This window comes from Pseudomonas frigoris, assembly GCF_047758635.1.
In the GTDB taxonomy this organism is placed as follows: domain Bacteria; phylum Pseudomonadota; class Gammaproteobacteria; order Pseudomonadales; family Pseudomonadaceae; genus Aquipseudomonas; species Aquipseudomonas frigoris.
Genome location: NZ_CP180479.1, coordinates 6,694,430 through 6,717,154, shown reverse-complemented (window position 1 = coordinate 6,717,154; position 22,725 = coordinate 6,694,430). Strand labels below are relative to the sequence as shown.

General features: G+C 58.2%; 19 protein-coding genes and 1 pseudogene. 16 read left to right on the top strand and 4 right to left on the bottom strand.

Annotated features, from left to right (window positions below; translation table 11 throughout):
- Positions 1–111: 111 nt before the first annotated feature.
- Positions 112–1,410, top strand: coding sequence for an amino-acid N-acetyltransferase (gene argA / locus ACMXYH_RS31020; RefSeq protein ID WP_134420805.1), 1,299 nt, complete (start codon positions 112–114; stop codon positions 1,408–1,410).
- Positions 1,411–1,521: 111 nt separating this feature from the next.
- On the opposite strand, the pseudogene tauA reads toward argA, so the two are convergent.
- Positions 1,522–2,510: pseudogene (gene tauA, locus ACMXYH_RS31015) on the bottom strand (taurine ABC transporter substrate-binding protein).
- Positions 2,511–2,860: 350 nt separating this feature from the next.
- Between tauA and ACMXYH_RS31010 the strand changes: the two are divergent.
- From ACMXYH_RS31010 to ACMXYH_RS30970, 9 genes are all read left to right on the top strand, one after another.
- The gene (locus ACMXYH_RS31010) at positions 2,861–4,198 is read left to right on the top strand and encodes an OprD family outer membrane porin (RefSeq protein ID WP_415765888.1); all 1,338 of its coding nucleotides are present in this window, start codon (positions 2,861–2,863) and stop codon (positions 4,196–4,198) included.
- Positions 4,199–4,552: 354 nt separating this feature from the next.
- Positions 4,553–5,932, top strand: coding sequence for an OprD family porin (locus ACMXYH_RS31005; RefSeq protein WP_134420801.1), 1,380 nt, complete (start codon positions 4,553–4,555; stop codon positions 5,930–5,932).
- 295 nt (positions 5,933–6,227) lie between these two features.
- A complete protein-coding gene (locus ACMXYH_RS31000; RefSeq protein ID WP_415765886.1) occupies positions 6,228–6,866 on the top strand; it encodes a peroxiredoxin in 639 nt (212 codons plus the stop codon).
- A gap of 334 nt (positions 6,867–7,200) precedes the next feature.
- Positions 7,201–7,794: an NADPH-dependent FMN reductase gene (gene ssuE / locus ACMXYH_RS30995; RefSeq protein ID WP_415765884.1), complete on the top strand. Its 594-nt coding sequence runs from the start codon at positions 7,201–7,203 to the stop codon at positions 7,792–7,794.
- 101 nt (positions 7,795–7,895) lie between these two features.
- On the top strand, positions 7,896–8,861 hold the full coding sequence (locus tag ACMXYH_RS30990) for a sulfonate ABC transporter substrate-binding protein (RefSeq protein WP_415765883.1): 966 nt from the start codon (positions 7,896–7,898) through the stop codon (positions 8,859–8,861).
- A 25-nt stretch (positions 8,862–8,886) separates the two neighbouring features.
- Positions 8,887–10,035, top strand: a complete 1,149-nt coding sequence (gene ssuD, locus ACMXYH_RS30985; RefSeq protein ID WP_415765881.1) for an FMNH2-dependent alkanesulfonate monooxygenase — start codon at positions 8,887–8,889, stop codon at positions 10,033–10,035.
- Positions 10,036–10,043: 8 nt separating this feature from the next.
- Entirely contained in the window at positions 10,044–10,826 is a 783-nt protein-coding gene (gene ssuC, locus ACMXYH_RS30980; protein ID WP_415765880.1) for an aliphatic sulfonate ABC transporter permease SsuC, read from the top strand.
- The gene (gene ssuB, locus ACMXYH_RS30975) at positions 10,823–11,629 is read left to right on the top strand and encodes an aliphatic sulfonates ABC transporter ATP-binding protein (RefSeq protein WP_129440195.1); all 807 of its coding nucleotides are present in this window, start codon (positions 10,823–10,825) and stop codon (positions 11,627–11,629) included. Before ssuC ends, ssuB begins: the two co-directional genes overlap by 4 nt.
- A 33-nt stretch (positions 11,630–11,662) precedes the next feature.
- Positions 11,663–11,878 carry a TOBE domain-containing protein gene (locus ACMXYH_RS30970; RefSeq protein ID WP_003229256.1) on the top strand — a complete coding sequence of 72 codons (216 nt, stop codon included), beginning with the start codon at positions 11,663–11,665 and terminating at the stop codon, positions 11,876–11,878.
- A 63-nt stretch (positions 11,879–11,941) separates the two neighbouring features.
- Here the strand turns inward: ACMXYH_RS30970 and ACMXYH_RS30965 are convergent, their stop codons facing one another.
- The 3 genes from ACMXYH_RS30965 to ACMXYH_RS30955 form a co-directional block, all read right to left on the bottom strand.
- Positions 11,942–12,706, bottom strand: a complete 765-nt coding sequence (locus ACMXYH_RS30965) for a hypothetical protein (RefSeq protein ID WP_415765879.1) — start codon at positions 12,704–12,706, stop codon at positions 11,942–11,944.
- Positions 12,707–12,721: 15 nt separating this feature from the next.
- Positions 12,722–13,354 (bottom strand): TetR/AcrR family transcriptional regulator, encoded by a 633-nt coding sequence (locus ACMXYH_RS30960; protein WP_129440199.1) that lies wholly within the window; start codon positions 13,352–13,354, stop codon positions 12,722–12,724.
- Positions 13,355–13,597: 243 nt separating this feature from the next.
- Positions 13,598–14,974, bottom strand: a complete 1,377-nt coding sequence (locus ACMXYH_RS30955) for a glutamine synthetase family protein (RefSeq protein WP_129440201.1) — start codon at positions 14,972–14,974, stop codon at positions 13,598–13,600.
- A 278-nt stretch (positions 14,975–15,252) separates the two neighbouring features.
- Here ACMXYH_RS30955 and ACMXYH_RS30950 point away from each other — a divergent pair, with 278 nt between their 5' ends.
- The 6 genes from ACMXYH_RS30950 to ACMXYH_RS30925 all read left to right on the top strand — a co-directional run bounded on the left by ACMXYH_RS30950 (position 15,253) and on the right by ACMXYH_RS30925 (position 22,692).
- The gene (locus ACMXYH_RS30950) at positions 15,253–16,029 is read left to right on the top strand and encodes a gamma-glutamyl-gamma-aminobutyrate hydrolase family protein (RefSeq protein WP_134420783.1); all 777 of its coding nucleotides are present in this window, start codon (positions 15,253–15,255) and stop codon (positions 16,027–16,029) included.
- A gap of 36 nt (positions 16,030–16,065) precedes the next feature.
- Positions 16,066–17,424 (top strand): glutamine synthetase family protein, encoded by a 1,359-nt coding sequence (locus ACMXYH_RS30945; protein ID WP_347802449.1) that lies wholly within the window; start codon positions 16,066–16,068, stop codon positions 17,422–17,424.
- A 58-nt stretch (positions 17,425–17,482) separates the two neighbouring features.
- Positions 17,483–18,847, top strand: a complete 1,365-nt coding sequence (locus ACMXYH_RS30940) for an aspartate aminotransferase family protein (protein WP_129440206.1) — start codon at positions 17,483–17,485, stop codon at positions 18,845–18,847.
- Positions 18,848–19,044: 197 nt separating this feature from the next.
- Positions 19,045–20,142 carry a polyamine ABC transporter substrate-binding protein gene (locus tag ACMXYH_RS30935; protein ID WP_415767768.1) on the top strand — a complete coding sequence of 366 codons (1,098 nt, stop codon included), beginning with the start codon at positions 19,045–19,047 and terminating at the stop codon, positions 20,140–20,142.
- A 239-nt stretch (positions 20,143–20,381) separates the two neighbouring features.
- Positions 20,382–21,479, top strand: coding sequence for a polyamine ABC transporter substrate-binding protein (locus ACMXYH_RS30930; protein WP_415765878.1), 1,098 nt, complete (start codon positions 20,382–20,384; stop codon positions 21,477–21,479).
- Positions 21,480–21,549: 70 nt separating this feature from the next.
- Positions 21,550–22,692 (top strand): ABC transporter ATP-binding protein, encoded by a 1,143-nt coding sequence (locus tag ACMXYH_RS30925; protein ID WP_129440210.1) that lies wholly within the window; start codon positions 21,550–21,552, stop codon positions 22,690–22,692.
- The last annotated feature ends 33 nt before the right edge of the window (positions 22,693–22,725 follow it).

Here is a 22,725-nt window from a genome sequence, read left to right as displayed (position 1 = left end):
CATGAGGAGAGCGCGCGTGTCGCCAAGCCTGTTCCGACGATAACCATCAGCCCGCTGTGCGTTTTCTGTTTCGCCCATTTTTTGGCTGCTATTTATTACAGGCCCAGGTTCATGCCCGAATACGTTAATTGGCTTCGTCATGCTTCGCCTTACATCAACGCCCACCGCGATTGCACCTTCGTCGTCATGCTGCCCGGCGACGGCGTGGAGCACCCGAACTTCGGCAATATCGTCCACGACCTGGTGCTGTTGCACAGCCTGGGCGTGCGACTGGTGCTGGTTCACGGTTCCCGTCCGCAAATTGAAACCCGCCTCGCTGCGCGCGGCCTGACCCCGCATTACCACCACGGGATGCGCATCACCGATGCCGCGACGCTGGAGTGTGTGATCGATGCGGTTGGCCAGCTGCGTATCGCCATCGAAGCGCGGCTGTCCATGGACATGGCTTCATCGCCGATGCAGGGCTCGCGTCTGCGGGTGGCTAGCGGCAACCTGGTAACCGCGCGGCCGATTGGCGTGCTGGAAGGCGTCGACTATCACCACACCGGCGAAGTGCGTCGGGTTGACCGCAAGGGCATCAATCGCCTGCTGGATGAGCGTTCCATCGTGCTGTTGTCGCCACTGGGTTACTCGCCGACCGGTGAGATTTTCAACCTCGCCTGCGAAGACGTCGCCACCCGCGCGGCCATCGATCTGGGGGCGGACAAGTTGCTGTTGTTTGGCGCCGACCTGGGTCTGATCGATGAACACGGTCGTCTGGTTCGTGAGTTGCGTCCGCAACAAGTGCCGGCGCATCTGCAGCGTCTGGGCAGCAACTATCAGGCTGAGCTGTTGGATGCGGCCGCTGAGGCCTGCCGCGGCGGTGTGGCTCGCAGTCATATCGTCAGCTACGCCGAAGACGGCGCGCTGCTGACTGAACTGTTCACCCGCGACGGTGGCGGTACGCTGGTGGCCCAGGAGCAGTTCGAGGTTGTGCGCGAAGCGGCGATCGAAGATGTCGGTGGTTTGCTGGATTTGATCAGCCCGCTGGAAGAGCAGGGCATTCTGGTGCGGCGTTCCCGCGAGGTGCTGGAGCGTGAGATCGAGCAGTTCAGTGTGGTCGAGCGCGAAGGCATGATCATCGCCTGTGCGGCGCTGTATCAGATTGCTGATTCGGATGCGGGGGAGTTGGCGTGTCTGGCGGTGAACCCGGAATACCGCCATGGCGGTCGTGGTGACGAGTTGCTGGAGCGCATCGAAACCCGCGCCCGGGCGCAGGGGCTGAAAACCTTGTTCGTACTGACGACCCGGACCGCTCACTGGTTTCGCGAGCGTGGGTTTGTGCCGAGCAGCGTAGAGCGTCTGCCGTCGGCGCGGGCGTCGCTGTACAACTATCAGCGTAATTCGAAGATCTTCGAAAAAACCTTGTAACCGCAGGGCCCCCATCGCGAGCAAGCTCGCTCCCACAGTGGTTTTGTAAACGCCAAAGATCCCTGTGGGAGCGAGCTTGCTCGCGATCGGCTGCGCAGCAGCCGTCAGCAATCATTGGGTGACAAACTTCGCACTGACATACGGCGAATAATCCGGCAGCCCGTCTCGACCTTTCCTTGTTCCTTCAAGAACTTCGCCGTCTCGCCAATCGCCTTGGCCGTGCCGCCGTCCAGCAGCGCGGTGGTCTGTTGGGCTTTAGCATCCGGGAACGTGGAACCGGCCAGCAACTCCGGCACATCGACGGCGTTGGCACCGGTCAGTTTGGCGATTTTCTGCACCGGTACCGAGTCAGCGGTCCAGCTGTCTTTATGCGCGGCATAGTCGGCGAACGAGTCCAGCGTGACCTTGGCAAATTTAGCCACAACCTCTGGGTGCTTCTCGGCGTAATCCTTGCGCGCGACCCAGACCTCGAAGGTCGGTGCACCCCATTGGCCAACCTGTGCAGCGTCGGTCAAGGTCTTGCCAGTCTTGCGAATTTCCCCCAGCGCTGGTGACCAGACAAACGCACCATCGATGTCACCACGCTTCCACGCCGCCGCGATTTCCGCCGGTTGCAAATTCACCACTTTGACTTTCGAGGCATCCAGGCCCCAGTGCTTCAACGCACCCAGCAAACTGTAGTGGGAGGTTGAAACGAAAGGGGTGGCGATGGTCTTGCCGATCAGATCTTCCGGTTTATCGATACCGCTGCCGTTGCGTACCACCAGTGCTTCAGCGGCGTTGATCTGGGCGGAAACAATGAACGCAACGATTGGCAGATTGCGCGAAGCACCGGCTGCCAGCGGACTGGAGCCGAGGTTGCCAATCTGCACGTCGCCGGAAGCAATGGCCGTAACCACTTCCGGGCCGCTATTAAAACGACGCCAGTCAATTTTCTGGCCTATGGTCTTCTCGTACAGTCCATCTGCCTGGGGGACTTTGCTGGGGTCGATGCCGGTTTGATAGCCGACCGTGAAGTTCGCCGCGTGAGCGCTCAAAGAAACTACTAGCAATACACAAACTGTAACAATTAAGCTGGATAGTGCGCGTTTGGTCGTCATGGCGCTGCCTTTCGATAGGGATTGATTGCGAGTTGCGTCAAAGCTAATCGATCTAAAAAAAAGGCTAACAAATACCATTTAGGAATTAGCTTATGAGCGGGTGCAACGTCCCGGTTCAATGGGAATGTGCAGAGATAAATTCCTAAACGGTATGAAAAAGAATTGGGTGATTCTTTTTGGGCTTATGGCCCGGCAGGAGCGAATTGACTGGGGATTAGACTATGGTCGTAGACACACATAGTTACGATTGACTTGTGAGTCACGGTCTGGCGCTAATCGCGCATCTTAGGATCCCGGGCACACGACCCAGGACCAGGAACACAAGAATTAGAAACGAGAGGAGCGAAACAATGAACAAGTCCACCTTGGCTCTGGCCGTGGCCGTTGGGGTTTTGACGCAGCAGGCAGGCGCCGCGGGTTTCATCGAAGACAGCAAGGCTTCCGTCAGTTCCCGGACCATGTATTACGACGCCGATATGCGTGAAGGTGCTAGTACTCCTGGCAACAGACAGCGAGAAGCCGGTGAGGGTCTCAAGTTCGATTACCTGTCCGGTTTCACCCAAGGTACCGTTGGTTTTGGTATCGACGCCCAGGCGCTGGTCGGCATCCATCTGGATGGTGGCAAGGGTCATCATCCGGCCAACAGCACGTTCATCCCTAGCGATTCCGATGGTTCGGCGGTGGATGAGTGGAGCCGTCTAGCGGGCAACGTCAAGGCACGCTTCTCGAAGACTGAGGCCCACTTGGGCGGCGCTCTGCAGCCAAACATGCCGATCCTCATCGCGAACGACAGCCGTTTGCTGCCACAAACCTTTGAAGGTGGCACCCTCACCTCGAAGGAAATCGACAACGTGACCTTCAACGTGGGTCAGCTGGAGCACGCGGTGGGTCGCGCCTCCTCCAACAGCACTGGCCTGGCAGTGGCTGGCGGTACTCAGGACAGCAACAAGTTCCGTTACGCCGGTGCGGACTGGAAGGTCACCAAAGACCTCATGCTGCAGTACTACTATGCGAACCTGGAAGACTACTACAAGCAGAACTTCCTCGGCTTGGTACACGTCTACCCAATCGCTCCGAACCAGTCGTTCAAGACCGATCTTCGTTATTTCGACAGCAGCTCCGACGGCAAGAACGGCGATGCCGGCTACCAATTCAACAACAACAATGGCTTCGCCAAGGAAAGGGGCGTGGTCGATAACAAGACCTGGAACGGCACGTTCACCTATACCCTGGGTGGCAGCGCGTTTCTGCTCGGGCATCAGCGTGTCAGCGATGACGGCGGCTTCGTTTTCCTGAACCAAGGTAACGTTGTCGATGGCAACGGTCGCAACGAAGGGGCGGGCGGCGCCAGTTTCTACTCGTTTACCGACGCTACGGTTGGCAGCTTTATCCGTGCCGGTGAAAACACCACGTACGGTCAGTACTCCTATGACTTCGCCTCACTGGGCGTGCCAGGGTTGAAAGCTTCGATTGGTTACTTGAATGGCCAAGACATCAAGGCTACCAGCGGTGTTGGTAAAGACCTGAGTGAGCACGAGACCGACGCGCGTGTGGACTACGTGATTCAAACGGGTGCACTTAAAGGATTTGGTACAACACTGCGTCACGGTACCTACCGTGGCAACACCAGCACTCCTGATCAAGACCAGACCCGTCTGATCTTCAACTACACCTACAGCTTCTTGTAATAGCCGTCAGAAAAAGCCTCGCCCGCCGGCGAGGTTTTTTTTGTGCTTTTTTCAATATTCCAAATTGAGCTTATGTAGTAATTTTTTATTCTTTTTAGCTTTTAAGTCAAACGCCTAAAGTGGGTGGCTTATGAGCCGATACCTGGTGTCCCGACTCAGAGTAATAGCGCGAAGCTATATTCCTGAATGGCATGAAAAATGATGAAATAATTCTTTTTGTGTTTATTATGCGGGCCAAAATCACAGGGGGCAGGCCATCGTCGTAGTCACACGGTCTGGCACTGACCGAGCATTTCAGGATCCAGGGCATTCGACCCAGGACCTCAAGAATTAGAAACGATAGGAGCGAAACAAATGAACAAGTCCACCTTGGCCCTGGCTGTGGCCGTAGGGGTTTTGGCGCAGCAGGCAGGCGCCGCCGGTTTCATCGAAGACAGCAAAGCTACATTGGGGCTGCGTAACTTCTACATCAATAACGATAACCGTGACAGTGCTGCTGGCACTCCTGCCAACAAGGCTGCCGGTGTTCAGAGCAAAGCTGAAGAATGGGGCCAAGGCTTCGACCTGCGCTTCATCTCCGGCTACACCCAAGGCACCGTCGGCTTCGGTATCGATGCTATCGGCCTGTTGGGCGTGCGTCTGGATACAGGCGGCGGCACTAACGGCGCTACTGCTGCCTCTTACGGCGGCACTGTTTTCCCAAGCGAATCCAACGGCAAAGCGGTTGATAACTTCTCCAGCCTCGGCCTGACTGCCAAAGCCAAGATCTCCCAGACCGAACTGAAGTTGGGCACTCTGCAGCCAAAACTGCCGGTTATCGTGACCAACGATGGCCGTCTGCTGCCGCAAACCTTTCAAGGTGGTCAGATCACCTCGAACGAGATCAAGGATCTGACACTGGTTGGTGGTCAGATCGAACACGCCAAGGGTCGTAACTCCAGCAACAACGAAGAGTTGTCGATTGCTGGTGCGAACACGCGCGGTACTGGCTTCCGTGACAGCAACAAGTTCATCTACGGTGGCGGTGACTACAAAATCACCAAAGACCTGACTGCCCAGTACTACTACGGCAACCTGGAAGATTTCTACAAACAACACTTCCTGGGTCTGGTTCACAACTGGGCAATCGGTCCTGGTGTGTTGAAGTCTGACTTGCGTTACTTCAACAGCTCTGACGATGGTGCCAACGGCCACGACTCGGCTTACTTCAGCAACGGTAACTACCAAGGCTTCAAAGCGGGTAAAGGCAAGGTCGACAACAACTTGTACAGCGGCCTGTTCCTGTACACCGTTGCCGGTCACACCTTCGGTGGTGGTTATCAGGTCAGCAACGGCAGCAGCGACTTCCCTTATTTGAACCAGGGTGACGGCGCGTCGGCTTACCTGACTACCGACATGCAGATCCAGAAGTTCGCCCGTGCCGGCGAACGTACCTGGCAAGCTCGTTACTCGTATGACTTCGCCAAGGTTGGCCTGCCAGGCGCTACTGCCGGCATCGTTTACCTGCGCGGTGACAACATCGACACTATCGCCAACACCACCGCTCACCCGGTTTCCGGTAGTGGCCGTTCCGAATGGGAACGCGACCTTACCCTGGCGTACGTAGTCCAGGAAGGCGCACTGAAAAACCTGGGCTTCACATGGAAAAACGCCATGTGGCGCAACGACGTCCCAGGCCAACGCGACCAGGACGAAAACCGTCTGATCGTCAGCTACTCGATCCCGCTGTTGTAATAGCACTCGCGTAACTGAAGTAAAAAAAGCCCCGCCCGGCATCTCGCCGGGCGGGGCTTTTGCGTTTTCAAGTCAGGCTCACCCCCGTAAACCCTCCTCGAAGTTTCCCTCTTTGTGCAGCAACTCAAGGCCTTCTCGAACCTTGTGGGCGATAGTCGTCCCGACCGCCGTCGAGGTCCAGTGAACACATTTTTAATATTCATTTACGATCTAAACAAATCGATATTTATTCTTTTTAATGAATAAAAAATGCAGGCACAGTTGACCTCAACAAGCACTCACCAGGAGCAGCACGATGAGCCTCAGACTGGGCGATATCGCCCCCGACTTTGAACAGGATTCCAGCGCCGGCACCCTCCGTTTCCACGAATGGCTGGGCGATAGCTGGGGCGTGCTGTTTTCCCATCCGGCGGACTTCACCCCGGTATGCACCACCGAGTTGGGCTTCACTGCCAAGCTCAAGGACGAATTTGCCCAACGTAGTGTGAAAGCGATTGCCCTGTCCGTGGATCCGGTGGACTCGCACCACAAGTGGATCGAGGACATCAACGAAACCCAGAACACCCTCGTCAACTTCCCGATACTTGCCGACGCCGACCGCAAGGTCTCGGACCTCTACGACCTGATCCACCCGAACGCCAACGACACCCTGACCGTGCGCTCGCTGTTCGTGATCGACCCGAACAAAAAGGTTCGGCTGACCATCACCTACCCGGCGAGCACCGGCCGTAACTTCCATGAAATTCTGCGAGTGATCGACTCGCTGCAACTCACCGACAACTACAAGGTGGCCACCCCGGCCAACTGGCAGGACGGTGATGAAGTAGTGATCGTGCCGTCGCTCAAGGACGAAGACGAAATCAAGAAACGCTTTCCCAAGGGCTATCGCGCGGTGAAGCCGTACCTGCGTCTGACGCCACAGCCGAACAGATAAACCTCCAGCACCTGCGGTGAGGCTGAAATCGCTATCGCGAGCAAGCTCGCTCCCACAGGTACAGCGCGCTCTAATGTGGGAGCGAGCTTGCTCGCGAAGACGGCCGGCCAGGCACCGCAGAATCCAGATTGAACCGTATCCACAAAGCAGGGGATTTCAGGCCGTTTTTACGGCCTGTTTTTTTGCCCGGAAAAAGCCATTTCATATAGAACCGTAACGAATAACTAAATGAATAAATATGATTTATGGATATAAAAATCACCTGTTAAGGTCACTTCCATCAAAGCGAGATCGCAAACCGCGAATCGCTAACACCGTTCAAGGAATCGTCTGAATGCTGGTCGTCTCACTCGGTGGCAGTCCCAGCCAACGCTCCCGTTCCGGGGTGCTGCTGGAGCGCTCCCAACGCTGGTTGCAGGAGCAAGGTGTGGAAGTGGTGAGTTACCAGGTACGGGACTTCCCGGCCGAAGACTTGCTGCATGCGCGCTTCGACAGCCCGAAGGTGATCGACCTGCTGCAACAGATTGAAAACGCCGATGGCCTGCTGATCGCCACGCCGATCTACAAAGCGTCGTTCTCCGGCGCATTGAAAACCGTGCTGGACCTGCTGCCCGAGCGCGCCCTGGCCCACAAGGTGGTGTTGCCAATGGCCACCGGCGGCAGCATCGCCCACATGCTGGCGGTGGATTACGCGCTCAAGCCGGTGCTGTCGGCGTTGAAAGCCCAGGAAATGCTCCACGGGATTTTCGCCGTAGACAGCCAGATTGCTTACGGCGAAGGCAGCGTCCAGGCGCAGTTGGCACCGGAGCTGGAAGAAAGACTGAATGAATCGCTGGAGCTGTTTTTCAGCGCCATGGCGAGGCGGCCCAAGCCGATCGATCCGAACCTGTTGAATGAACGTTTATTGAGTGCTCGCTGGAGCATTTAAGCCAGCACTCAAGCCACACCTGAATTTGATCCACTCACCTTACTCAGCCGCTAACGGCCAAGCAGGTGCAGCCAAAACCCAACTGCAAAAAGGAGAGCGCTATGCGCACTGTCATTTTGCGTCGTGGTCTGGTCGCTCTGTTTGCTGCGGCTGTGTCCTTCGGCGTTATTTCTCAAGCTCAAGCCGAGACGCTAAGAATCGGTTATCAAAAGTACGGCACCCTGGTGCTGCTCAAAGCCAAAGGCACTTTGGAAAAACGCCTCGCCGCCCAAGGTGTGGACGTGCAATGGACTGAATTCCCCGGCGGCCCGCAACTGCTCGAAGGCCTGAACGTCGGCTCCATCGACTTCGGCGTTACAGGCGAAACTCCTCCCGTATTCGCTCAAGCAGCCGGCGCCGATCTGCTCTATGTCGCCTACGAACCACCAGCGCCGCACAGCGAAGCAATCCTGGTGCCAAAGGACTCGGCGATTAAATCGGTGCAGGACCTCAAGGGCAAGAAAGTCGTCCTGAACAAAGGCTCCAACGTTCACTATCTGCTGGTCCGCGCACTGGAAGATGCCGGCCTCAAATACACCGACGTCCAGACCGTATTCCTGCCGCCGGCCGATGCCCGCGCTGCGTTCGAACGTGGCAGCGTTGATGCCTGGGTGATCTGGGACCCGTACCAGGCCGCCGCCGAACAACAGTTGCAGGCACGTACCCTGCGTGATGGCCAAGGCATCGTCGACAACCATCAGTTCTACCTCGCGACCAAGCCTTATGCGCAGAAAAATCCTGAGGTGATCAAGACCCTGGTGGAAGAAGTGCGCGCCGTCGGCGAATGGTCCAAGGCCAATCCCGAGGACGTGACTAAACAAGTCTCGCCACTGCTCGGTCTGCCGGCAGATATCACCCTGACGTCGGTGAAACGCCAAGGCTACGGCGCGTTGTTCCTCACGCCTGAAGTGGTCGCCGCGCAACAGAAAATCGCCGACAGCTTCTACCAGCTCAAGCTGATTCCAAAGCCGCTGAGCATCAAAGACGTGATCTGGACGCCTCCGGCGGCCGTTGCCAAAGCTCAGTAATTCGAATCCCTAAGGAGACCACTCCATGAGCCTCAATATCTTCTGGTTCCTGCCTACCCACGGCGACGGCCATTACCTTGGCACCGCCGAAGGCGCTCGCGCCGTCGACCACGGTTATCTGCAACAAGTCGCGCAAGCGGCGGATCGTCTGGGCTTCGGCGGGATGCTGATCCCTACCGGTCGCTCTTGCGAAGATTCGTGGCTGGTGGCCGCATCGCTGATCCCGGTGACCCAGCGTTTGAAATTCCTCGTCGCCCTGCGCCCCGGGATCATTTCCCCGACGGTGGCAGCGCGTCAGGCCGCGACGCTGGATCGCCTGTCCGGCGGCCGTGCGTTGTTCAACCTGGTAACCGGCGGTGATCCGGAAGAATTGGCCGGCGACGGTTTGTTCCTGACTCACGAAGAGCGCTATCAAGCCTCGGTGGAATTCACCCGCATCTGGCGCCGCGTGCTGGAAGGCGAAACCGTCGATTACGACGGTCAGCACATCAGCGTGAAGGGCGCCAAATTGCTCTACCCGCCGATTCAGCAACCGCGTCCGCCGCTGTACTTCGGCGGTTCTTCGGAAGCGGCGCAAGACCTCGCGGCAGAGCAGGTCGAAATGGTCCTGACCTGGGGCGAACCACCGGCCGCCGTTGCCGAGAAGATCGAACAAGTACGCGCTAAAGCCGCAAAGCTCGGTCGTACCGTTCGCTTCGGCATTCGTTTGCATGTGATCGTTCGTGAAACCAATGCCGAAGCCTGGCAAGCGGCGGATCGGTTGATCTCTCATCTGGACGACGAAACCATCTCCCGTGCCCAAGCCTCGCTGGCGCGCTTCGATTCCGTTGGTCAGCAACGCATGGCCGCGCTGCATGGCGGCAGCCGTGACAACCTGGAAGTCAGCCCCAACCTGTGGGCCGGTGTCGGCCTGGTGCGTGGCGGGGCCGGTACAGCGTTGGTGGGCGATGGTCCGACCGTGGCCGCCCGCGTGAAGGAATACGCGGACCTGGGCATCGACACGTTCATCTTCTCCGGTTACCCACACCTGGAAGAGTCGTACCGCGTCGCCGAATTACTGTTCCCGCACCTGGACATCGAACGTCCGGAATTGCCGAAAAGCGCCGGTTACGTCAGCCCGTTTGGTGAGATGGTCGCCAACGACATTCTTCCCAAAGCCGCGTCGCAGAGCTGAGGCGCGCCATGAAGAAACTTATCCATAGCCTCGCGCCTTGGGCGTTGCCGGTGTTGCTGCTGGCGGTGTGGCAGTTGTCGGTGTCGGCGGGCTGGTTGTCGACACGGATTCTGCCGGCGCCAATCGCCGTCATCGAAGCCGGCGTCAGCCTGGTGCGCAGCGGTGAAATCTGGACTCACCTGGCGATCAGCGGCTGGCGTGCGGCGCTGGGCTTCGCCATCGGTGGCAGCATCGGTCTGACCCTGGGCTTCATCACCGGCCTGTCGAAATGGGGCGAGCGCCTGCTCGACAGTTCGGTGCAGATGATCCGCAACGTGCCGCACCTGGCGCTGATTCCACTGGTGATCCTGTGGTTCGGCATCGATGAGTCGGCGAAGATTTTCCTGGTGGCATTGGGCACGTTGTTCCCGATCTACCTCAACACCTATCACGGCATCCGCAACGTCGATTCGGCGTTGGTGGAAATGTCCCGCAGTTATGGTTTGTCCGGTTTCAGCCTGTTCCGTCAGGTGATCCTGCCGGGGGCGCTGCCTTCGATTCTGGTCGGCGTGCGGTTCGCGCTGGGCTTCATGTGGCTGACGTTGATCGTCGCGGAAACCATTTCCGCCAGCTCCGGCATCGGCTACCTGGCGATGAATGCCCGGGAGTTCCTGCAAACCGACGTGGTGGTACTGGCGATTCTTTTGTACGCCGTGCTCGGCAAACTCGCCGACCTCGCGGCCCGTGGACTTGAACGCGTGTGGTTGCGCTGGCACCCGGCCTATCAGGTTGTTAAAGGAGGTGCGGCATGACGGCTCAACAACCTCCACGCCTGCTGCGCGGGATTCCGCTGGTGGTGCGCAAACTGCAAAAAACCTTTGGCTCGCGGCAAGTGCTGCGCGAGATAGATCTGCACATCCCGGCCGGTCAGTTTGTCGCCGTGGTCGGTCGTAGCGGTTGCGGCAAAAGTACCTTGCTGCGCTTGCTCGCCGGTCTCGACAAACCCACGGGCGGTGAATTGCTGGCCGGTTCCGCACCGCTGAGTGAGGCGCGGGAAGACACTCGATTGATGTTCCAGGAAGCACGTTTGCTGCCGTGGAAAAAGGTCATCGACAACGTCGGCCTCGGGCTCAAGGGCAACTGGCGGCCACAAGCGCTGGAAGCCCTGGAGTCGGTCGGTCTGGCCGACCGCGCCAATGAATGGCCGGCCGCCTTGTCCGGTGGCCAGAAGCAACGTGTGGCCCTGGCCCGCGCGCTGATCCATCAACCGCGGTTGCTGTTGCTGGACGAACCGCTGGGCGCGCTGGATGCACTGACCCGAATTGAAATGCAGCAGCTGATCGAACGGCTCTGGCAGAAGCACGGTTTCACCGTGCTGCTGGTCACCCACGATGTCAGTGAAGCGGTGGCGATTGCCGATCGGGTGATCCTGATCGAAGAGGGCGAAGTCGGCCTCGACCTGCACGTTGAGCTGCCGCGCCCTCGGGTTCGCGGCTCCCATCGGCTGGCGGCGCTGGAAACCGAAGTCCTCAATCGCGTGCTGGCGTTGCCCGGCGAACCGCCGGCACCGGAACCTGTTTCACCATTGCCCACGCAATTGCGTTGGGCTCAATAACTCAAGCCTTATCCAACGACGGGAATCAACATCATGACAATCAAAGCCATCAACGTTCGCAACCAGTTCAAAGGCTCCATCAAGGAAATCGTACTCGGCGACGTGCTGTCCGAAATCGACGTACAGACCGCTTCCGGCATCGTCACCTCGGTGATCACCACTCGCTCGGTGAAAGAGCTGGAACTGGTGGTCGGCAGCGAAGTGATCGCGTTTGTGAAATCCACCGAGGTGTCGATCGCCAAGTTGTAAGCGCGTGCATTGCGCTCAACCCCGAAGGGTGTGAACCCTTCGGGGTTTTTTATGCGCGGGTGTTCAGGGCTCGGGTGCGCAGCGCCAACCGGCGGCGGGCGCGTAGGAACCGAGTGAAGACAATAGGCGTGGGTCGCTGAATAGCTCGCTTGCGTTTGGATCGATGTCTGCCGGCAACAGTGGCTGGCAGGTCAGCATGGGCAGTGTGGAATAGTCGATGTGCCACGGGGTTTGCCCGGCGTGGTGACGGCCGAAAGAGAGTTCGCAGGCAAGCTGCGGCTGAGCGGTGGCCGAGTCGATGTGTTCGCGCAAATGACCACCGGGTTCCAGCGCGACAACCCGGCTGGCGGCGAACAGAAAGTAGTCACCGGCCAGCACCAGGCAGGCAAATCGCGCCGGATCATCGACCGCCTGCAACCACTGACCGCGACAGGTGCCGCGAGAGTCCGGCAGCCGCTCCCAGATCTCGTAGTAGCTGTCGTCCAGGGCGGTTTCGATCAGGCGTTCGCTGGTTTCGAAATGCATGCGCCCGATGTCTTCTTCGGTGCTGACCGGCTGGTAGTCGAGTTTGCGGTGCCACTGGCAAATGTCGCCGTTGACCTCGGTTACGCCGGCGAAGCCTTTTTGCTCGCTCAGGGTCAGCAAGTCAGCGTGACTCAGTTGCTCCAGCGGCAGCGCCGCAAGCGTTGCCGGCGGGATGCGCAGGTCGGCAAACAAGCGCGGGGTTTGCAACCAGTACACGGCTGTTTCGCTGTCGACGCGCCCCGACTGGAATTTGATCAGGCGTCGTTGCCACACGCCAAGGTAGTTGTCTGGAACGTGTGCCATGAACACCTCGTTGCGTTATGCGTCGCGCTTGGACAGGTAGGGCGGCAAATACAGACCCAGATAGGCGTCGAATACCCGCATGCCTTCTTCGGCCATGCGTGGGGTGATCTGTCCGTGTTGTTGCACCGAGCGCGCATAGACGCGGTCGCCGAGCTCCATGGCCAGGGCAAACACATCAACGTCCGTCGGCAGTCTCGGCAGCTCGAAGTGGTGGTCGAAGAGTTTGTGCATCAGGTCGCCGAGTTCGATGTCGTGCTGGCGGTCGGCCTGGGTGACTTCGGTCAGCCCGTGCTGGGCAAGAATGAGCTGTCGGGCGGCGGCGTCTTCGCTGTAGATCGCGAGCATGCGTTGTTCCACCATCCGCGACAGATCGCGCCAGCCGTTGAGGGCGTCATGGTCGATGGGCGCTTGCAGGCAGGCACGGAACGCAGCATGGACGTCGGCCGTCAGGGCTTCGAGCAGCGCCGGGACGCTGGCAAAGAAGTGGTAGACGGAGGAGGGCGGGATCTCCGCGCGTTCGGCGACGCTATAGATCGAGAGACTGGCCACGCCCTCGGCAGCCAGCAGCGTGCGGGCGGCATCGAGTATCGAATCGATCCGGGCCTGGCTGCGGGCGCGGGGTTTGCGAATGGTGGCGGTGCGCGTCATTGAAGTCTCCTGCGGGGCAGCGGGCATTGTACGAGCAGGGTTTGATGTTGTCTGCCCGGACGCCTTCGCGAGCAAGCCCGCTCCCACATTTGATCTCCAGTGAACATAGTGTTTGTGTACGGCAGAGATCAAATGTGGGAGCGGGCTTGCTCGCGAAGCAGGCGCCTCGGTCCCGCTGAAAAAAAGCCATAAAAAAACGCCGCAGGCCTTTTCAGCCGGCGGCGTTGTTTTTACTGCAACCGCTTAAACGGTATGCAGGTACCAGTTGTACTCGAGGTCGGAGATGGAGTGTTCGAACTCCTCCAGCTCGCTTTCCTTACAGGCCACGAAGATATCGATGTATTTCGGATCGATGTACTTGGCCATGACTTCGCTGTCGTCCAGCTCACGCAATGCATCGCGCAGGTTGTTCGGCAGGCTTTGCTCGTTCTGCTCGTAGGAGTTGCCTTCCACGGGTGCGCCCGGTTCGATCTTGTTGGTCAGGCCGTGGTGCACGCCTGCCAGGACCGAAGCCATCAGCAGGTACGGGTTGGCATCGGCGCCGGCAACGCGGTGTTCCAGACGGACCGCATCGGCGGAACCCGTCGGCACACGCACTGCAACAGTACGGTTGTCCAGACCCCAGCACGGTGCGTTCGGCACGTAGAACTGTGCGCCGAAACGACGGTAGGAGTTGACGTTCGGGCAGAGGAAAGCCATCTGCGCCGGTAGGGTCTCGAGCACACCGCCGATCGCGTGACGCAGTGCGGCGTTCTGCTCGGGATCCTCACTGGCAAAAATGTTTTTGCCGTCTCTATCAAGAATCGAGATATGTACGTGCAGACCGTTGCCCGCCTGGCCCGGATAAGGCTTGGCCATGAAGGTGGTGTCCATTTCATGGTCGTAGGCGATGTTTTTGATCAAACGCTTGAGCAGGACCGCGTAGTCGCAGGCCTTGATCGGGTCGGCCACGTGGTGCAGGTTCACTTCGAACTGCGCCGGGGCACTTTCCTTGACGATCGCGTCGGCAGGGATGCCTTGCTCTTTCGCACCTTCCAGAATGTCCTGGAGGCAGTCGACGTATTCGTCGAGGTCGTCGATCAGGTAAACCTGTGTCGAATGCGGGCGTTTGCCGGAGATTGGCGAGCGAGGTGGTTGTGGGCGACCGTTCACGTTCTCCTGGTCGATCAAATAGAACTCCAGTTCGAACGCGGCGCAGATGGTCAGACCCATCTCGTCGAACTTGGCAACGACTTGACGCAGAACTTCACGGGGATCCGCGAAGAAAGGTTCACCTTCGAGTTCGTGCATGGTCATTAACAGTTGCGCGGTAGGGCGCTTCTGCCAAGGCTCGTTGCACAGGGTGTCAGGGATTGGATAGCAGATTCGGTCAGCATCGCCGATGTCCAGGCCCAGGCCGGTGCTTTCCACCGTCGAGCCATTGATATCCAGAGCAAATAGAGAGGCCGGCAGGTTGATGCCTTTCTCGTAAACCTTGTGGAGGCTGGTGCGTTCAATGCGCTTGCCGCGCACCACACCATTCATATCCGCAATCAGAAGGTCAACGTACAGAACCTCAGGATGTTCCTTAAGGAACGCGTTCGCTTCGTTAAGCTGAACGGCACGCGGGGGTACCGACATGATGCAACACCTTTGTTGTTAAAAATATCAATCATTGATCTCTTCGGGTTTCAGTCAACCCGAACGGCATGCCGAAGTCAAGCGAGGCCTTTTTTGCCCTAAAAAAGCACCCGTGGGGCTTTTTTGAGGCACTTTGGGGCGTTTTTATGCCTTTGAGCGCTTTAGCGTCTGCGGGCTTGAGCGGGCCGTGTTGTATTTTTTACGGGGGTGTTGTGTAAAAAAATGAACAAGGCTAAGCTCGATTCAAACCCATAACACCAATAATACCGGGGTGCTTCATGTCTCGCCTGCCGTTAATCGGCGTGACCGCCTGCTCTAAGCAGATCGGTCTGCATGCTTATCACATCAGTGGCGACAAGTACGTCCGCGCCGTGGCCTCAGCGGCCAAGGGGCTGCCGGTGATTCTTCCGTCCCTGGCTGATTTGCTGGCACCGTCCGATATTCTGGACGGTCTGGATGGCATCCTCTTTACAGGCTCTCCTTCCAATATAGAACCGTTTCACTATAGCGGCCCAGCCAGCGCACCGGGCACTGCTCATGATTCTGCACGCGATGCCACCACCCTCCCGTTGATCCGCGCCGCAGTCGAGGCCGGTATTCCCGTACTCGGTATTTGCCGCGGCTTCCAGGAAATGAATGTGGCGTTCGGCGGCAGTCTGCATCAAAAAGTCGACGAAGCCGGTCCATTCATGGATCACCGTGAAGACGATAGCCTACCGCTTGAAGGACAGTATGCGCCAAGTCACCCGGTGCACATTCAACCGGGTGGTGTGCTCGCAGGTCTGGGCCTGGCGAGCGAGATACACGTCAATTCGATTCATGGTCAGGGCGTTGAACGTCTGGCGCCGGGCCTTTGCGTCGAGGCCTTGGCTCCCGACGGGTTGATCGAGGCAGTCTCGGTCCCGCAGGGCAAGGGTTTTGCTTTGGGAGTGCAATGGCATCCCGAATGGCAGGTAAGCTCAAACCCGGATTACCTTGCGATCTTTCAGGCATTTGGCGATGCCTGTCGTAAGCGCGCATTACAACGCGACGCCGATGCGTCAAACAACGCCTGACTTATAAGAGTCAGGAAACTCAGCCTAGAGGCATTTATGAGTAACAACCTCGACCAGCTCACCGATTGGTTGAAAGACCACAAGATCACAGAAGTCGAATGCATGATCGCCGACTTGACCGGGATCACCCGGGGCAAGATTTCGCCGACCAACAAGTTCATTGCCGAAAAAGGCATGCGCCTGCCCGAGAGCGTTCTGTTGCAGACCGTGACCGGCGACTATGTCGAAGACGACATCTATTACGAACTGCTCGACCCGGCCGACATCGACATGATCTGCCGCCCCGACCAGAACGCGGTATTCCTTGTGCCCTGGGCCATCGAGCCCACCGCTCAGGTGATCCACGACACCTACGACAAGCAAGGCAACCCGATCGAGCTGTCGCCGCGCAACGTGCTCAAAAAGGTGCTGAAACTCTATTCCGACAGGGGCTGGCAGCCGATCGTGGCGCCAGAAATGGAGTTCTACCTGACCAAGCGCTGCGAAGACCCGGACTTCCCGCTGCAACCGCCGGTTGGCCGATCCGGTCGCCCGGAAACCGGTCGCCAGTCCTTCTCGATTGAAGCGGCAAACGAATTCGATCCATTGTTCGAAGACGTCTACGACTGGTGCGAATTGCAGGAGCTGGACCTCGACACGCTGATCCACGAGGACGGCACGGCGCAGATGGAAATCAACTTCCGTCACGGCGATGCCCTGTCCCTGGCCGACCAGATCCTGGTGTTCAAACGCACCATGCGCGAAGCCGCGCTCAAGCACAACGTGGCAGCCACTTTCATGGCCAAACCCATGACCGGCGAGCCGGGCAGTGCGATGCACTTGCACCAGAGCATCATCGACATCGAGACCGGCAAGAACGTCTTCTCCAATGAAGACGGGAGCATGAGCCAGTTGTTCCTGAACCACATCGGTGGTTTGCAGAAACTGATCCCCGAGCTGTTGCCGCTGTTCGCGCCTAACGTCAACTCGTTCCGCCGCTTCCTGCCGGACACCTCGGCACCGGTGAACGTGGAGTGGGGCGAGGAGAACCGCACCGTGGGCCTGCGGGTTCCGGATGCCGGGCCGCAAAACCGTCGGGTGGAAAACCGCCTGCCGGGCGCCGACGCCAACCCGTACCTGGCGATTGCCGCGAGCCTGCTCTGCGGTTACATCGGCATGGTCGAAGGCTTGAACCCGAGTGCGCCGGTAGTAGGGCGTGGCTATGAACGCCGCAACCTGCGCCTGCCACTGACCATCGAAGACGCGCTGGAACGCATGGAACACAGCGCGACTATCGAGAAGTACCTGGGCAAGAAATTCATCACTGGCTACGTCGCGGTCAAGCGGGCCGAGCATGAAAACTTCAAGCGCGTGATCAGTTCGTGGGAGCGGGAATTCCTGCTCTTCGCCGTCTGATGCGCCGGGCTCGGCCGGAAATCGCCGCGCCTTTCACTGAAATCTTAGGAGAATTCGCATGACCAGCAACAACCCGCAAACCCGTGAATGGCAAACCCTGAGCAACGATCACCACCTGGCCCCGTTCAGCGACTTCAAGCAGCTGAAAGAGAAAGGCCCACGGATCATCACCAACGCCAAGGGCGTTTACCTCTGGGACAGCGAAGGCAACAAGATCCTCGACGGTATGGCCGGACTGTGGTGCGTAGCCATCGGCTACGGTCGCGATGAACTGGCCGATGCCGCCAGTAAACAAATGCGCGAACTGCCTTACTACAACCTGTTTTTCCAGACGGCTCACCCGCCGGTGCTGGAACTGGCCAAGGCCATCTCCGACATCGCGCCACAAGGCATGAACCATGTGTTCTTCACCGGTTCCGGCTCTGAAGGCAACGACACCATGCTGCGTATGGTTCGTCACTACTGGGCGATCAAGGGCCAGCCGAAGAAGAAAGTCATCATCAGCCGCAAGAACGGTTATCACGGTTCCACCGTGGCCGGCGCGAGCCTGGGTGGCATGACGTACATGCACGAACAAGGCGACTTGCCGATTCCGGGAATCGTCCACATCGCGCAGCCGTACTGGTTCGCTGAAGGCGGCGAGATGACACCGGAAGAGTTCGGTATCTGGGCGGCCAATCAGCTGGAAGAGAAAATTCTGGAAGTCGGCGTGGACAACGTCGGTGCCTTTATTGCCGAGCCGATCCAGGGTGCCGGCGGCGTGATCATTCCGCCAGACACCTACTGGCCGCGCATCAAGGAAATCCTCGCCAAGTACGACATCCTGTTCGTGGCTGACGAAGTGATCTGTGGTTTCGGCCGTACCGGTGAGTGGTTCGGTAGCGATTTCTACGACCTCAAACCCGACATGATGACCATCGCCAAAGGCCTGACATCCGGCTACATCCCTATGGGTGGCCTGATCGTGCGTGACGAAGTGGTTGCGGTGCTCAACGAAGGTGGCGATTTCAACCACGGTTTCACCTATTCCGGGCACCCGGTGGCCGCTGCGGTGGCACTGGAAAACATCCGCATCCTGCGCGAAGAAAAAATTATCGAGCGCGTTCATGCAGAAACGGCACCCTATTTGCAAAAGCGTCTACGGGAACTGAACGATCATCCCCTGGTGGGTGAAGTGCGTGGGGTGGGTCTGCTGGGGGCGATCGAGCTGGTGCAGGACAAGGCCACTCGCAAGCGTTACGAAGGCAAGGGCGCCGGCATGATTTGTCGCACGTTCTGCTTCGAAAACGGCCTGATCATGCGCGCCGTCGGCGACACCATGATCATCGCTCCGCCACTGGTGATTACACCGGCTGAAATCGATGAGTTGGTGACCAAGGCACGCAAGTGTCTGGACCTGACCCTGAGTGCATTGCAGGGCTAAGTGCTAGGCTCTGAGCGGGGTGTGAAGTTCGCATTTCGCTCAGAGCAAACGAAGGATAGGTCTTTCCTTGAAAGCCTGCCTTGGATCTTGCCAGACTACCGGTTGTTTTAGTTGCCCAGGAATAGGCCGCTGGCTCTTGGTTAACAAGAACGTGGTTAAAAAGAAAAATTGGAGCATTACGCATGAAGGCATTAGGTATGAAGATAGCTGGCAAGACCCTCCTCGCCATGTCCCTGATGGGCGTGATGGCGGGCGCAGTTCAGGCGGACGACAAAGTTCTTCACGTGTACAACTGGTCCGATTACATCGCGCCGGATACCGTCAAGAAGTTCGAAGCCGAGTCGGGGATCAAGGTTGTTTACGACGTATTCGACAGTAACGAAACCCTGGAAGCCAAGTTGCTGGCAGGCAAGTCCGGCTACGACATCGTCGTACCGTCGAACAACTTCCTGGCCAAGCAGATCAAGGCCGGCGTTTACCAGAAGCTGGACAAGTCCAAGCTGCCTAACTGGAAAAACCTGAACCCTGACCTGCTCAAAGCGGTATCGGTGAGTGACCCGGGCAACGAACACGCTTTCCCGTACATGTGGGGTTCGATCGGTATCGGCTTCAACGCCGAGAAGGTCAAGGCAGCACTGGGTGCCGATGCGCCAACCAATTCCTGGGATCTGATCTTCAAACCTGAAAACGCCGCCAAGTTGAAGTCGTGCGGTATCAGTGTCCTGGACTCGCCAACCGAGATGATTCCGGTGGCGTTGCACTACCTGGGCTATCCAACCGACAGCCAGGACAAAAAACAACTGGCTGAAGCCGAAGCGCTGTTCCTGAAAGTCCGCCCTTCGATCGCCTACTTCCACTCGTCCAAGTACATCTCCGACCTGGCCAACGGCAACATCTGCGTAGCCGTGGGTTATTCGGGCGACATCTACCAGGCCAAGACCCGCGCGGCTGAAGCCGGTGACAAGGTGAAAGTCAGCTACAACATTCCGAAAGAAGGTGCGGGCAGCTTCTACGACATGGTCGCCATCCCTAAAGATGCCGAAAACGTCGAAGGCGCCTACAAGTTCATGACCTTCCTGCAGAAGCCGGAAATCATGGCTGAAATCACCAACGCCGTACGCTTCCCGAACGGTAACGCGGCAGCCACCGCATTGGTCGATAAAGACATCACCACCGACCCAGGCATCTACCCGCCGGCAGACGTGCTGGCCAAGCTGTACGCGATTGCCGACTTGCCGGCCGCGACCCAGCGGATCCTGACTCGCAGCTGGACCAAGATCAAATCCGGTAAGTAAGTAAAACCCTGTAGCAGCTGCCGAAGGCTGCGTTGAGGTCCGAAGGACCTCCGCTTTTCGACAGCACAACTGCTTCGCAGTTGAACGCGGCCTGCGGCAGCTGCTACAGGTATCTGTATAAAAGTTTTGCTGGAACGGTTTTTCGAGGGTAAGTTGCGCGCCGGTTTTGTTGCCAGGCAGCCATGGCTGTCATGTAACGCTGGGCAACTTGGGCCCAAGTAATTTTAGAGGACCTCCACGTGCCAATTTTTTCTTTGTTGCGCAATGCGCTGCTCATCGGTGCCGGGCTGACGCTTGCCGTTAGTGTCCAGGCCGCTGGCACTGTGCATATTTATAACTGGTCGGACTACATCGGTTCGACGACCCTGGCAGACTTCCAGAAAGAGACCGGCATCAAACCGGTTTATGACGTTTTCGATTCTAACGAAACCCTGGAAGGCAAGTTGCTGGCCGGGCGCACCGGTTATGACGTGGTCGTGCCGTCCAACCACTTCCTTGGCAAGCAGATCAAGGCGGGTGCTTTCCAGAAGCTCGACAAGTCCAAGCTCACCAACTATGCCAACCTCGACCCGGTGCTGCTCAAGCGCCTGGAGCAAAACGATCCGGGTAACCTGTACGCCGTGCCGTATCTGTGGGGCACCAACGGCATCGGTTACAACGTCGACAAAGTGAAGGCTGTACTGGGCCTCGACAAGATCGATTCCTGGGATGTGGTGTTCGAGCCGGAAAACATCAAGAAACTGCACAGCTGCGGCGTGGCGTTCCTCGACTCCGCCGATGAAATGATGCCCACGGTCCTCAACTACATGGGCCTGAACGCCAACAGCACCAACCCCGAAGACTACAAAAAGGCCGAAGCCAAGTTGCTGGCGGTGCGGCCTTACGTGACCTATTTCCACTCGTCCAAATACATCGCGGACCTGGCCAACGGCGATATCTGCGTCGCGATCGGCTTTTCCGGCGACATGTTCCAGGCCAAGGCCCGCGCGGCTGAAGCCGGCAAAGGCATGAACATCGCCTATTCGATTCCGAAAGAGGGCGGCGCGCTCTGGTTCGACATGTTGGCGATCCCCAAGGATGCAGCCAACGTCAAGGAAGCCCATGCCTTCATCAACTATTTGCTGAAACCTGAGGTCATCGCCCAGGTCAGTGATTACGTGGGTTACGCCAACCCAAACCCAGGGTCGGACACATTGATGGAACAGTCCATTCGCACCGACAAATCGGTTTATCCACCGCAAGCCGTCCTCGACAAGACTTACGTGTCTATCGAGTTACCACCAAACATTCAACGTTTGATGACCCGCAGCTGGACCAAGGTCAAGTCGGGTAAATAGCTACAAGGCTCAAACTATCCAAAGTTCGCTCGCTTCGGGCGAACTGCAAATTTTGTTGGGAGTTTCGTAAATGGCAGTTGCCTCCGGCGCCTATAAGAAAGCCCTCGAGGGCGACCAGTCACCTAAACAGGTGTTGGTCAAAATCGACCGGGTCACGAAGAAGTTCGACGAGACGATTGCCGTGGACGATGTGTCCCTGGAAATCAAGAAAGGCGAGATTTTCGCCCTGCTCGGCGGTTCGGGATCGGGCAAATCCACGTTGCTGCGCATGCTCGCAGGCTTCGAACGGCCCACGGAGGGGCGCATTTTCCTCGATGGCGAAGACATCACCGACATGCCGCCGTACGAGCGGCCGATCAACATGATGTTCCAGTCCTACGCTTTGTTCCCGCACATGACCGTGGCGCAGAACATCGCCTTCGGCCTCAAGCAGGACAAGATCCCCGCCGCTGAAGTCGATGCGCGCGTGGCCGACATGCTCAAGCTGGTACAGATGAGCCAGTACGCCAAACGCAAGCCGCATCAGTTGTCCGGTGGTCAGCGTCAGCGTGTGGCCCTGGCGCGTTCCCTGGCCAAGCGGCCGAAACTGTTGCTGCTCGACGAACCGATGGGTGCTCTGGACAAGAAGCTGCGTTCGCAAATGCAGCTTGAGCTTGTCGAGATCATCGAGCGGGTCGGCGTAACCTGCGTCATGGTGACCCACGACCAGGAAGAGGCCATGACCATGGCCGAGCGCATCGCGATCATGCACCTGGGCTGGATCGCCCAGATCGGCAGCCCGATCGACATCTACGAAACCCCGACCAGCCGTCTGGTCTGCGAGTTCATCGGCAACGTCAACATCTTCGACGGCGAAGTGATCGACGACGCCGAAGGTCACGCGACCATCACCTGCAAGGACCTGGACCGCCAGATTTACGTGGGCCACGGCATCAGCACGTCGGTGCAGGACAAATCCGTGACTTACGCGATCCGTCCGGAAAAACTGCTGGTGACGCCGACCATGCCGACCTGCGAATACAACTGGTCCAGCGGCAAGGTGCATGACATCGCTTACCTCGGTGGCCACTCGGTGTTCTACGTCGAACTGCCGAGCGGCAAGATCGTCCAGTCTTTCGTCGCCAACGCCGAGCGCCGCGGCCAGCGCCCAACCTGGGGTGACCAGGTTTACGTGTATTGGGAAGACGACAGCGGCGTGGTACTTCGCTCATGAACATGCGCAAATTCAAACGCCGCCTCGATCGAA